Source organism: Dehalococcoidia bacterium (assembly GCA_041649635.1).
Taxonomy (GTDB): domain Bacteria; phylum Chloroflexota; class Dehalococcoidia; order E44-bin15; family E44-bin15; genus JAYEHL01.
The window spans coordinates 52590-65371 of sequence record JBAZMV010000003.1; the positions used below are offsets into that span (position 1 = coordinate 52590).

16 protein-coding genes are annotated in these 12782 nt (G+C 55.4%); 7 read left to right on the forward strand and 9 right to left on the reverse strand.

Annotated elements, in window-relative coordinates:
• Positions 1-78 precede the first annotated feature (78 nt).
• From WC562_05585 to WC562_05620, 8 genes are all read right to left on the reverse strand, one after another.
• On the reverse strand, positions 79-228 hold the full coding sequence (locus WC562_05585; GenBank protein MFA5055629.1) for a hypothetical protein: 150 nt from the start codon (positions 226-228) through the stop codon (positions 79-81).
• Between the two features lie 29 nt (positions 229-257).
• The gene (locus WC562_05590) at positions 258-416 is read right to left on the reverse strand and encodes a rubredoxin (GenBank protein MFA5055630.1); all 159 of its coding nucleotides are present in this window, start codon (positions 414-416) and stop codon (positions 258-260) included.
• Between the two features lie 18 nt (positions 417-434).
• Positions 435-941: a flavin reductase family protein gene (locus WC562_05595; protein MFA5055631.1), complete on the reverse strand. Its 507-nt coding sequence runs from the start codon at positions 939-941 to the stop codon at positions 435-437.
• Positions 942-1127: 186 nt separating this feature from the next.
• Positions 1128-1706, reverse strand: coding sequence for a Fe-Mn family superoxide dismutase (locus WC562_05600; GenBank protein ID MFA5055632.1), 579 nt, complete (start codon positions 1704-1706; stop codon positions 1128-1130).
• A gap of 29 nt (positions 1707-1735) precedes the next feature.
• Positions 1736-2173 carry a demethoxyubiquinone hydroxylase family protein gene (locus tag WC562_05605; GenBank protein MFA5055633.1) on the reverse strand — a complete coding sequence of 146 codons (438 nt, stop codon included), beginning with the start codon at positions 2171-2173 and terminating at the stop codon, positions 1736-1738.
• A 17-nt stretch (positions 2174-2190) separates the two neighbouring features.
• Complete coding sequence (locus tag WC562_05610) at positions 2191-2754, reverse strand: flavodoxin family protein (protein MFA5055634.1); 564 nt, start codon at positions 2752-2754, stop codon at positions 2191-2193.
• Between the two features lie 37 nt (positions 2755-2791).
• Positions 2792-3700 (reverse strand): FAD-dependent oxidoreductase, encoded by a 909-nt coding sequence (locus WC562_05615; protein ID MFA5055635.1) that lies wholly within the window; start codon positions 3698-3700, stop codon positions 2792-2794.
• Between the two features lie 28 nt (positions 3701-3728).
• Positions 3729-3968 carry a glutaredoxin family protein gene (locus WC562_05620; protein MFA5055636.1) on the reverse strand — a complete coding sequence of 80 codons (240 nt, stop codon included), beginning with the start codon at positions 3966-3968 and terminating at the stop codon, positions 3729-3731.
• Positions 3969-4389: 421 nt separating this feature from the next.
• On the opposite strand from WC562_05620, the gene WC562_05625 reads away from it, so the two are divergent.
• Positions 4390-4737 carry a hypothetical protein gene (locus WC562_05625; GenBank protein MFA5055637.1) on the forward strand — a complete coding sequence of 116 codons (348 nt, stop codon included), beginning with the start codon at positions 4390-4392 and terminating at the stop codon, positions 4735-4737.
• Between the two features lie 67 nt (positions 4738-4804).
• On the opposite strand, the gene WC562_05630 is transcribed toward WC562_05625, so the two are convergent.
• Positions 4805-5407, reverse strand: coding sequence for a hypothetical protein (locus tag WC562_05630; protein MFA5055638.1), 603 nt, complete (start codon positions 5405-5407; stop codon positions 4805-4807).
• A 395-nt stretch (positions 5408-5802) separates the two neighbouring features.
• Between WC562_05630 and WC562_05635 the strand changes: the two genes are divergently transcribed.
• From WC562_05635 to WC562_05660, 6 genes are all read left to right on the forward strand, one after another.
• Positions 5803-7434, forward strand: coding sequence for a methylmalonyl-CoA mutase family protein (locus tag WC562_05635; protein MFA5055639.1), 1632 nt, complete (start codon positions 5803-5805; stop codon positions 7432-7434).
• Between the two features lie 14 nt (positions 7435-7448).
• Entirely contained in the window at positions 7449-7874 is a 426-nt protein-coding gene (locus WC562_05640) for a cobalamin-dependent protein (GenBank protein MFA5055640.1), read from the forward strand.
• Between the two features lie 134 nt (positions 7875-8008).
• Positions 8009-9160, forward strand: a complete 1152-nt coding sequence (locus tag WC562_05645; GenBank protein ID MFA5055641.1) for an acyl-CoA dehydrogenase family protein — start codon at positions 8009-8011, stop codon at positions 9158-9160.
• 253 nt (positions 9161-9413) lie between these two features.
• The gene (locus WC562_05650) at positions 9414-9980 is read left to right on the forward strand and encodes a hypothetical protein (protein MFA5055642.1); all 567 of its coding nucleotides are present in this window, start codon (positions 9414-9416) and stop codon (positions 9978-9980) included.
• Between the two features lie 186 nt (positions 9981-10166).
• A complete protein-coding gene (locus tag WC562_05655; protein ID MFA5055643.1) occupies positions 10167-12122 on the forward strand; it encodes an FAD-dependent oxidoreductase in 1956 nt (651 codons plus the stop codon).
• A gap of 68 nt (positions 12123-12190) precedes the next feature.
• Positions 12191-12778, forward strand: coding sequence for a DUF6125 family protein (locus WC562_05660; GenBank protein ID MFA5055644.1), 588 nt, complete (start codon positions 12191-12193; stop codon positions 12776-12778).
• Positions 12779-12782 lie beyond the last annotated feature (4 nt).

A 12782-nucleotide genomic window follows, 5' to 3' on the forward strand; every position in this document is an offset into this window, starting at 1 on the left:
AGGTTAGGGGACACCCCTAGAACCCCGGCAGGAAGAATCCTGCACCTCTTTTTCTAAGCTAAACGGTGAATGAAAAATCTACTTCTTGCACTTCTTCTTGGGCTTCTTTACCGGCTTCTTCTTCTCACTGCCGATGGCACAAGGTTCGCAGCAGAACGTTATGCCGCCCGTCTCGTAGCCCTCGGAAGCGATAACGCAGCCGCAGGCAGGACACGTTTTCTTAGCCATATGCGCCACCTCCTATCGAAACTTGAACACTATACCTTTTCGAACTCGTCTTTGCCGGCTCCGCATACGGGGCACACCCAATCCTCGGGCAGCTTCTCAAATGCGGTTCCGGGAGGAATATCGCTCTCGGGATCTCCGAGCTCCGGATCGTAAACATATCCGCAAACGCCGCATTTATATTTGGCCATTTCCTGTGATCTCCTTCCTTAATCCTTCTGATAATGAGGTGCGGACTTGGGTGTTGTGCCGCGCTTGACCTGATGATAATACGCATAGGTCATCGGCTCGCCCTCCGCCAGCACCTCGGCGTTGGTGACCTCGCCGATAAATACGGTATGTGTTTTCGCGTCGACAGAACCGATTACTTTCGCCTCTACATAACCGAGCGTATTATCGAGGATAACAGGGGCGCCGTTCTGCCCCAGCCTGTAATTCACGCCCTCGAACTTGTTCACGTCCCGTCCCGACTTGAAACCGAAGCCGCCTATCAGCTTCAGCGGCGCTGTCTGCGCGACGATGGAGGCGGTGAAGACCTTGCTTTCCGTTATGAACTCGTGTGTCAGGTTCTGCTTGTTGATGCACACCGATATAATCGGAGGCTCGGAGGCGACCTGGATCACGGTGTTGGCCGTCTGGCCGTTGATCTTATCGCCCTTCTTGGAACATACGATATACATGCCGTAGCTGATCAGGTATAAAGCCTTTGTATCCATTACAACTCCTTTTCCATTAGATGCTGCTCATCACTAAGCTGCATCAACCCCCTGCTATCCCCCAATCATGGGGGAATTTAAAAAAGAGATAGGGGACACCCCTAGAACCCCGTCAGGAGAATATCTCCTGCTCTCTCATCCGTCATTCCGGCGTAGGCCGGAATCCATAAGGGCGAGGGCTCGTCCCTATTTTACCCGCGCTTCGACCGCAGCCCAATCTATATTCTTGAAGAACGCATCAATGTAGTCGGCTTTCTTCAGTCCGTAGTCCAGCATGAAGGCATGCTCAAAGACATCCATCACGAGAATCGGACGACAGCCCGTCGGGTGCCCTACGTCGTGCTCGTTGATCCACTGGTTGAACAGCCAGCCGTTGGTATCGTCCTGATACAGCACCACCCAGCCGATGCCGCGCATGGCGCCGGTGGCCCTGAAATCCTTCTCCCACGCCTCCACGCTGCCGTACGCCCCTGGCAGCAGCCCGACCAGCTTCCCCGCCTTGCTCATAGCACCCTTCCCGCCCAGGTTCTCGAAATAAAGCTCGTGCAGCCGCATGCCGTTGAACTCCCAGCCGAAACGGCGCTTGAGCTCAGCGTACTCCGGTGTAGCCGCCTTGCCATCCTTGAGCAGCGCCTGCAGCAGTTCCCAGACCTTATTGGTATTTGTAACATATCCCTGATAGAGTGCGAAGTGGTTCTTGAGCAGCGCCTCGCTGAAGCCGCTCATCCCTATCAGCTTCTCATACTCTTTAGCAGCGTAGGACATAACTACCTCCTTGAATTTCTCTATTATTTCTATTTGTTCAATTCGCCGAGTATACGCGTCCAGTTATTCACATGCCGCTGCTCATCGCCGATATTCTTCTTGATAAGAGCCGCGGACTTGTCATCGAAATTAACCTTTTCCAAAAAAGCGCCGTAGTCTTTAACCGCTTTCTGCTCAACCCAGATATTGGTTTTCATGATCCGTTTCTTGCCCATGATCCGGGTTGTCAGTCCTATCATCATGCCGCCCAGCGCGAAGAACCACCCCATGAATGAGCCCTTCCCCTTAAGCTCGGCGACCCTGGCCTTTAAGCCGTCCGCATGCTCCTGTTCGTTGGCCGTGGCCTCTTTCAATATTTCATAATAAGCCGGGGCGCTGCGAAAAGCCCCCGCCTGCGCTTTGTAGATCGCGGTAGCCGCCCTCTCTATGTTATACATTGTGTTCAGCGAACCGATTACTGTGCTCATATTCCCTCCTGCGATGACTATTCAGCCATCCTTTTCCCCAGCTCGTAAGCATCCTCTAAAGCTGTAGAGTGCTTCTTTATTTCGCCCTTACTATCGACCCCGCGGACAAACAGCTCATCAGAGTAATCGACACCCATGACATCGAACATACATTTCACCGTTTGTTTCGATCCATCGAACAGGTCGCCGCCTTTTGTACCCCCCACTGCGATGAACGCTCCCTTCCGCCCCTGCCTCTCCGGCACTTCCTTCAGGATATACTTCCTAGCCCAGAACACCTGGCAACGATCCACCAGGGCTTTGAGCTGTGCCGGCAGACCGTAGAAGAAGACCGGAGCGCCGATGATAACCGCATCGGCTTCCTCCAGGCTGAGATATATATCGTCCATGTCGTCGCGGATGGCGCAGTTGCCGCTCTTCATGCAGTCGTTGAACTCGCGGCAGGGAGAGATATCGAGCTCATCGACGACGATCTTCTCGGCAAAGGCTCCGGCTTCGCGCGCGCCCCTGAGCGCCTCGTCCATGAGAATATCCGTATTGCCCCCGACACGCGGGCTGCCCATGATTCCCAGAACTTTCATCCGTACTCCGTTGAACTTCTCAATAAAAGCAACGATATCATAATCGCTGTAGATATTTATGCGCCTGCAGCGCGGCCTTGGCGCCCTCTCCCGCAGATATCACTATCTGTTTCTCCGGCACGTTGGTCACATCCCCTGCGGCGAAGAGCCCCGGCACGTCGGTCTCGTTACGACAGTTGACCACTATCTCACCCTGCTCGTTCAGTTTCGTTATGCCCTTGACCAGTTCCGAGTTCGGGTTCAATCCAATTTCGACGAATATGCCGCTGAGATCGAGCTTCTTCTTCTCCCCGGTCTTCAAGTCCCTTATCTCGATGCCGTTGACCAGCTTATCACCCGATATAGACAATACCTCGTATTCCAGAAATTCAGTCAAGTTCTTGGCAGACCGCACCCTGTCGATCAATATCTGATCGCCGGTGAACGGCGTGACCGATATTACATAAACATGCTCGGCGATTTTCACCATATCGTCGATAGCCTCCAGCGCCGCGTTGCCGCCCCCGATGACCGCCACCTTCTGCCCGGAGAAAACAGGGCCGTCGCACACCGAGCAATAGGTGACCCCCTTCCCCTTGAACTGCTCCTCCCCGGGGACGCCGAGCTGGCGCGGCCTCTTGCCAGAGGCGACGATGACAGCCTTGCCCTGGAACTTCTCGCCGCCGTCAACGACAACCTCGAAACCGCCGTCGATACGCGCAAGCGACGCTACCTGCATGCCTATCCTTTGCTCGAGCGGGAACTGCTTGACCTGCTGTTCGAACTTGTCCATCAACTCGAACCCCTCGATATACTGATAGCCCATGTAGTTCTCAATGCGACCCGTCCACATGGGCTGGCCGCCTATATCCTTGCTTATCAGCACTGCGTCCAGCCGCTTACGCGCCGCGTACACCGCCGCGGTCATGCCCGCGGGCCCGCCGCCTATTATTAACAACTCATGCATAGTTTCACCGATAATTATTTCGATTTGATTACGCGATGCCCAGCTTCTCTTTCAATGCCGGCTCGTTGAAGCCAACCACTATCTCACCGTCGATGAAAATGGTAGGCACCGCGGTCTGTGAAGACTTCTTGACCATCTCATCGCGCGCGGCGTGATCCTGCGCCACATTGAAATCCTGATAGGCGATCTTGTTGGCGTCAAGCCACTGCTTGGCCTTCTTGCACCAGGGACACGTGGGGGTTGAATAGACCTTTACCTCTTTAGCCATTATAGCCTCCTTACATACAGCAGTTTTCTGGTAAAATTCAAGCTTACGGGAGTAAGTCTATAATGTGTCGCCGACCATGTATGCGACTTTTGTCTCACCGCCACCGCATATTTAATGTCGATAATTAATGCGGCCTGTGACGGTCGGGATGAAACGGGTCAGGTAGCGGATATGATAACCGAGGTGCGAAATGTTGTCAACCGTTTTGGACAAACCTTCAATAACTGTCGACCATCGATTCAATCGTGCAGGGGCAATTCATGAATTGCCCCTACGGAGATTATGATCGTGTTATAATAAAATCCATATAGTTACCCTTTTCAATAATTCTCATATATCCCGGCGCGGTGAATCCTTCCATACAATGTTGATCATGGAAGGACACGCCGAGCTAAAATTTCGCAGCGTTTGGACAACATCGATGGAAAGAAAAATTATATTAGTTAAAAAAACGGCTAAGATTGCTTTATTACTATTTGGGCTGTTTCCATTCATTTGTGCCGCATGCTTCTCCATAATGCTTGAGCCTGGTGAGATAAGCACGGCCTTATTCTTTACAATACTGATCATATTAGCAGCTATTTCAGTTTTTGGAGCACCTATTCTCTACTTTATTCACGTTTGTAGGAATAAGTACATCGCTAAGGATGGGAAATACCTCTGGATAGCGTTATTTTTCTTTGGAAACTTCTTCGTCTTTCCCTTCTACTGGTATTTGCATGTCTGGCGGGTGCCTAAGAAAGACGGTCTGGCGGGTAACGCCCACTAATGATGATTCATGGGTAGTGCGAATCAATCCCTACGCGGTAAAAAAGGCGGGCGAGATGACCTCGCCCCTACTCAGGATTTGAAGATGCATCCGGCACCGACGCCACTCTATAATGTCCCGGGCGTTCTTTTTTGAAGAAGCGCTTGTTGTGATAGATTGTCGAATATATCAACCCGCGGATGTGTTCGCGGTCTTTTGAGATACCCGCCTCCAGTAGTATCTGCGTGGCGTTGGCCGCCACCAGCACGCCGTCGTTCATGGCCGCGATCTCGAACAGGGCGTTGCGCACGGATTTCTTCCTCAGACTCTCCGGGTCGATTGATTTGCCGAATCCGCTGATGCCGCGGATGCGCTTATCGTAATCCAGCGACCGCTCAAGCGCCTTCCTGTAATCTGTCCAGCGCGCCAACTCCTCCTCGGCGCGCTTCTGCTGATCGATGGCATTGCGGAGGCGCGCCATCGTCTCCTCCTCCCAAGTGCTGGTGCTGGCAATCCTGCGCTGCTCCCGCTCTTTCTTGAAACGGGAAAGCGTCTCCTCCTCCCACCTGACCTGCTGCTCCCCCAACTCCCTCAGCCGGGCCAGGGTCTCCGCCTCGGCCTTGAGCTGCTGCTCTCTTAGTTGCTGTATACGTTCGGCCTTCTCTTTATCCTTATCTTTTGTTTCCGACATCTGTTGCCCCCTGCTGTTCCCAATACCTCATTCATCGTGTAGGGGCAATTCATGAATTGCCCCTACGGTACATTCATCATGGGCGAACACACAGGTTCGCCCCTACGGATCGGTGGGTTCGAAAACCCACCCTACATATTATTAATGTTCCCCAGAGAACTGTCATTTTATTGCTATCTTTTCTACTGTTTTTTGAAATGTATCTTATGTTAGGCTAATAGCATCTTAACTCGAAACTATCCGACTGACCTTTAATATTTTAACATACAGGCTCGTTTTTACAACTGTTTCACCAGTGTTACAATAATGACTTAATCGAGAATAACCCAGCGTAGATCGACAGCCCTCGGCTCGAATAAAGTCGAGAGGATATCGTTAACGAGGAGCCAACTGATATGGCAGAAGAAGCAAGGACAACGGTCGGCGGCATCCCCATCAAGTCCGTATACACCCCGGACGATGTGAAAGACATCGATTACAAGAAAGAGCTCGGCGACCCCGGCGCGTACCCGTTCACACGAGGCATCTACAGCGGGGCCAAGGGCGTGGTGTTCGGCCAGAGGCCGGTGCTAGGATTCGGGCTGCCGGAGGAGACCAACGAGCGCATCAAGTATCTATTTAAATACGGCATGGCCTCTCCCAGCGGCATGCCCAGCTACAACCTTACCATGGACATGTGCAGCGCCTACGGCTACGACTCGGACGACCCGCGCATGGCCGAGTTCGTCGGCGTCAACGGGCCGCCGTGCAACTCGATACGGGACAGCGAAGCGATCCTTGAAGGCATACCGCTGGAGGGCATCTACCACGGCGCGCTGTCCTACGCGCCAAACTGGCGCGTGGCGCACTACATCGCCATAGCCGACAACCGCGGCATACCGCGGCGCAACATAGCGGGCGCCACGCTTAACGATTCTCTGCACGGCTTCATCGGCGAGGGCCTGCACCTGTTCCCGCCCAAAGCATGTTTACGGCTGATAGTCGATACGCTTAAGTTCGTCACGGACGAGATGCCCTACTTCCGCGCCTGTGACGTGCAGGCCTATTCCAGCCGCGAGGCCGGATGCACCGCCGCGCAGGAGGCCGCCTTCGCCGTGGCCGATATGATAGACGTTGTGCAGGGCTGTGTCGACAAGGGACTCGACATCGACGCCGTATCGCCTCACATGACGTTCTTCTTTGCCTGCTACAGCGACTTCTTCGAGGAGGTGGCCAAGTTCCGCGCCGTGCGCAAGGTCTGGGCCCAGATCCTGCGCGAGCGCTTTCACGTTAAGAACGATAAGAGCCTGCGCATGCGCATCCAGGTCAAGACATCGGCCACCACGCTGCCGGCCCAGCATCCGCAGCTCAACATATTCCGCTCCGGCCTTCAGGCGCTCTCGGCCATATTCGGCGGCGCCAGCGGCCTGAACATCACCTGCATGGATGAGGCCTTCAGCGCCCCGACCGAGGAATCGGCGCGCATCGCCCTGCTCACGGGAAAGGTTATCGAGCACGAGACGGGAATCGTCAATGTCGCCGACCCGCTGGCGGGATCGTACTACGTCGAGCGCCTCACTCGCGACATGGAGGACGCTATCTGGGACTACCTCAAGAAGATCGATGAGATGGGCGGCTGGATCAGAGCCCTCGAGCGCGGCTACCCGCAGCGCGAGATCGCCAATGTTAACATCCAGGAATCGCACGACCTGGACAGCGGCAAGAAGATCGTGGTCGGCGTGAACAAGTTCCAGCCCGAGGACAGCGAGACCGACCCGATAGAGATATTCGATCAGGACCCGATGCCGACGGTAAAGGAAATGTCGAAGCGGCTGAAGAAACTGCGCAAGGAACGCGACAACGCCCGCGTCAGGGACGTGCTGGCGCAGTTCCGCGAGGCCGTTCGCGGCGACGGCTATCTCATGCCGATAATGGTGGAAGCGGCCAAGGCGCTGTGTACAACATCGGAGATATTCGGCATACTCAAGGAAGAATTGGGGGAGGATCACAGCTGCCTGATACCGCCGGACTGGGCCAAGGGCGCTTAACGAAGGGAGCAGATATGGCGAGAAAGGACAGAAAGGTCAGGATCCTGCTAGCGAAGGCCGGGCCCGACACGCATGTCAGGGGTATCTCGATACTCATGTCGCGGCTGCGCGACGCCGGCATTGAGACGATATATACGGGCTTATACCAGTCGCCTGAGACGATAGTACACGCGGCGGTACAGGAAGACGTGGATTTCATATTCCTGAGCAGTCATCTCGGCAGACACGTGGCGCTGGCGCGGGACATCATGGCGCTGCTCAAGAAAAATGGCGCCGACAAACGCATAGCGCTGGCGGTCGGGGGCGTGATACCCAAGCGAGATTTCGCTCCGCTGAAGGAGATAGGGGTGGCCGGCGCTTTCCAGCCCCACACGCTGGCCAACGTCGTTATCGATTTCGTTAACAACTATGTAGCCAAGGCCGATAAAAAGGCTAAATAAAAAGAGGTACAGGAGATTTTTCTCCTGACGGGGGAACTGGGGGTGTCCCCCAGTTTTAAAAATCCCCCAAGAGTGGGGGATACAGGGGGTTGATTAAGAATTTTCATCGACCTCATCATAGGAAGGAGTAAGTCATGTCATTCGTTTTCTCAGAATCCGAGGAGCTGTTCCGGCGGCAGATACAGGAGTTCACCCAGAAGGAATTGGCCCCCGGCGCGAAGGATCGGGCCAAAGACACTCAGGTTGATATGAACCTTGTGAAGAAGATAGCCAACATGGGCCTCCTGGCCATGAATGTTCCGGAGAAATACGGCGGGCAGAAGGTGAGCTGGGTCACAGTGGGCATCGCCATAGAAGAGATGGCCAAGGCCGACTTCACCGTGAGCGTGCTGCCCATAGGCTCCGCGGGCTACCTGGGCCAGGCTATGAACTTCGCACCGGAATACCTTCAGGACAGATGGTTCAAGCCCGTCATCGAAGGCGACATACTCGCCTGCCTGTGTCTCACCGAGCCCGACGCCGGCTCCGATGCGGTCGGCATCAAAACCAAAGCGGTGAAAGACGGCAACGATTACGTGATCAGCGGCGAAAAGACTTCGATCAGCTGGGGCATGCAGGCGGGTATCGGCGTGGTTTTCGCCAAGACCGACCCGTCGGCCGGAGCCAGGGGAGTGAGCGCATTCCTGTTGCCGACCGATACGCCTGGAATCGTCAAATCATCCATCCCAGACATGGGCTGGCCCACAGCGCAGAGAGCATCGTACTTCCTGGACGATGTCCGCCTCCCCGCAGACCATCGCCTGGGCGAGGAAGGGCAGGGGTTCTTCCTGGCGATGAACGTCATCGGCGTCGTGCGCATATGCCTGGTGCTGCAGGCGATAGGCCACGCCGAGGGCGCGCTGGATGAGGCTATTTCATACGCCAAGCAGCGCACCGCCTTCGGCCGTCCGCTGGCCAATTTCCAGGCGGTATCGTTCAGAATCGCCGAGCAGGCTACCAAGCTGGAGGCGGCCCGGCTCCTGTGCTACCGCTCACTCGGGCTCAGGGACGCCGGCGAGCGCCACTTGAAAGAAGCCTCGATGGCCAAATGGTACGGAGCTCGGGCTGCCGTGGAGGCTTGCCATGAAGCATTGCTCATCCACGGCCAGATCGGATACAGCGAGGAATGCCGCGCCGAGCAGCGCCTGCGCAACGTGATCGGCACCGAGATCGGGGACGGCACCGCCGAGATCATGAAGCTCAACATAGCGCGCGAAATGATCGGCAAGGAATTCCAGCCGTTGTAAACAAAGAAAAAGAGGTGTCCTTCCATGATATTGAATTGTGCGGAAGGACCGGGGGCCTTGAGGGTATCCCCTTTCTGTAGGGGCAGACCTGCGTGTCTGCCCACAGCGGGCGAACACATAGGTTCGCCCCTACGCGATGGCCAATATATGGGGGATGGATGGGGTTGAACAATAGCATAGTCGACTAAAATCTAATATCGATATAAACAGTAATAAGAAAAATATAGAATCCAATTTAAAGAAGGAGGTAAAAATGGAACAGGAGCGCAACGATTATAGCGGACCATGGATACGGCACTTCAGATACTCGGACTTCTCCAAGGAATTCCTTGGCAAACTGTTGTGCGAGTACGGCCGCCTGTACGAGCTCATCGACGGTTTGTGGTACACCACCACCGCGAAGGAAGTGGGCCCGGAGAAGGCCTGGGAATGGGAAATGAAGGTCTGGCGCGCCATACCCCCGCATGTCATGAAAGGACTGAAGAGAGTCGGCAACTTCGAGGGCAACGACCTGTACACCATGTTCAAGGCTGTGCAGCTGGACCCGTGCTACACAGAGGGCTTGTACGAGTATGATATCTACATCCGCGATCCGAAATACGCCATCATGACCATCTATCGCTGTCCGTCGCTTATGTACTTCGAGAAGACGGATCCGGGCCGGGTCAAGCCGCTGTGCGTAGATCTTGAGCCGCCCGCGTTCCAGGATTACGCTGATTTCTGGAATCCCAAGATCAAAGTGCGCCCGCTCAAGCTGCCGCCCCGCAGCGGACCTAATGATATCCCCGTCTGCCAGTGGGAATACATACTGGAAGACTAGGGTAAAGTCCCGGTAGTATAATTACCCTGCGAGATGTCGGGCACGCTTTGTCGCAGTGTCGGCGCCTGGCGAGGCTGTGCCGGATATAGAGCATGTGGATTATGAGATGGCCGCTGTTATGAAGGCGAACATTCTTCGAGCTAACAATAGCGGCCGTCTTATCGTCGCTTCAAGGAAGTATATACGATGAATAAAACGCCGTCACTGACAAGACTCTTCGAACGCACTGAAATAGGTTCGATGAAGCTTAAGAACAGGATAGTAATGCCCGCCATGGGCACGAACATGTCGGACGGCGGATACGTAAACCGGCGGATACTGGATCACTACGAAGCGCGCGCCAGGGGCGGCGCCGGTATGATCATCGTCGAGGTCACGGGCGTGGACTCGCCCGCCGGCAAGAACACGGCTAATATGCTCATGCTGGATGACGACAAGTATATCGCCGGCATGAAAGAACTGGTCGACACCCTTCATAAATACAAGGCCAGGGCCGTGCTCCAGATAAGCCATACCGGCAGAGGCGCGCGAACCAAGGTTACAGGCGTGCAGCCGGTGGCTCCTTCGCCCATACCCATGCCCTACAGCTCGGCGATAGGCTATAGCGGCGATATGCCCCGCGAGTTGACCGTGGCGGAGATAAAGGCCATCGAGCAGAAGTACGCCGACGCCGCCGGCAGGGCCAAGGCGGCCGGCTTTGATGCCGTAGAGCTGCACGGAACCGGCTATTATCTCATGGCCCAGTTCGTCTCCTCAACCGCTAACATAAGGAGCGATGAATACGGCGGCGATTTGGAAAAGAGGGCGCGGTTCCCGCTGGAGGTGATAGAAGCGGTCAGGGAAAAGGTCGGAAGTGACTTCCCTCTGCTCTACAAGATGAGCGCGCTGGAGATGGGCGAGGGCGCCGGGCTGACCCTGGACGAGGGGCGACGCCTTGCCGTCATGCTCCAGGACGCCGGAGTGGACGCGCTGGAACTGGCGGGGATGATGTGGGGTATAGACCTCAACATGGAGCCGCCGCCGGGGGAGCCCAGGAACATGGGCCTTATGCTGTCGCCTTTCATCAAATCGGTCGTGACCATCCCGGTAATCGCGGAGGGCAGGATCGACCCGGAGGAAGGTAGTAAAGCTGTCGCCGAGGGCAAAGCGGACCTCATTGGTTTTGGTCGAGGATTGCTCACGGACCCGCACCTGCCGGAAAAGGCTCGGGAAGGAAGGCTTGATGAAATACGCCCGTGCATCGGATGCGGACGCTGTACCGACAGCCAGCTGATGTGGGGCCGGGGAATAATGTGCTCGGTGAACCCGGCAGTGGGCAACGAGGCCGACAAATACAGAATCTATAAGGCCAGGAAGATAAAGAAAGTAGCGGTTATAGGCGGCGGGCCCGCGGGCATGGAGGCGGCCAGGGTGGCCGGTATGCGCGGACACCGCGTAACGCTGTACGATAAGAGTTCCAAGCTGGGCGGACAGCTGAATCAGGCCGTTATCCCGCCGCACAAGAGCAATCTTGCCCCGTATCTGGAATACCTGAAGCGGCAGCTACCGCTTAACAACGTCGATATTCGTATCAGAACAATAGCCACCGCCGAAACGATAAGAAAGACCAATCCGGACGCCGTGGTGATCGCCACCGGCGTCGCCGCGACGAATCTCGATATACCGGGGGTAGACAAGCCGTTTGTCGTTTCTGCAAGATCTGTCCTCAGCGGCAAGAAAACGGCGACTAAGGTCGCCATAATAGGCGGCGGGCTCATAGGCTGCGAGACGGCGGAGTTCCTGAGCAAACTGGGCAGGCAGGTTACCATCATAGAAATACTGGACTATATAGCGGAAAAGATGGTGTACGCGCAAAAAACTATCCTGGAGGCCCGCTTGAAGGCTGCAGGAATCGCCGTTATTACAGGAGCCAGGAGCAAAGAAATCACCGACACCGGCGTTGTAGTAATAACGGAGGGCGGAGAGAGGACGCATATCGAGGCCGGCACCGTGGTCATCGCTGTAGGGGACAGGCCGAACAATGAACTGGAAACGAAGCTTAAAGGCATCGCCGCTAAGATATACACGGCGGGGGACTGCGTAAAACCGGAAGGCATAGCTGAAGCCGTCGCGGCGGGCCACCTGGCGGCCCTGTCGATTTAGGTCTATCGCGTTATGCGATCGAATACTCTGGTCAAGCAATTTCGGTTCCGGAGAGAAAGGAGTCTCAAATGGTAAAAGAAGAAAAAGGTTACAGCGGACCGGTACGCCCGGTTTGCCGGCTGGAAGACCTCGATAAGGAGACCCTTGTAAAGCTGGCCAACGAATACGCGCGGGCCTACCAGCAGATGGACAATCACTGGTACGATGCTATAGCCAAAAGATACGGCGAACAGACCGCCCGCGAGATAGACTTCGAGGTGTGGATGAGAAACATACCTCCGACGGCGCGGCGCACCCTTGAGGTTCTCGGACACAAAGAGAACGACATGGCCGCCATATTGAAAGTTAACCAATTTCATCCCGCCGCCGGGGGCTGTCCGTACCACTACGACTACGAGGTCGAACTGAAGAGCCCGAAGGTCGGCCTGGTAAAGGTCGCCAGGTGCAGACCCATGCGCTTCCTCAGGGAGAAAGGCGACTCGGAATTCCTAAGAATAATGTGCCGCAAATGGGACGTGGAGATGTTCGGGCAATCGGCCAAGGCCATAGTGCCCAACGTCAAGTGGCGGCCGCTGGTCATCCCGCCTTACGACGCTCCGTACGAAAATCAGGAGCCCGGCTATGACTGCATATGGGAGTTTACGATAGAAGATTAGCACG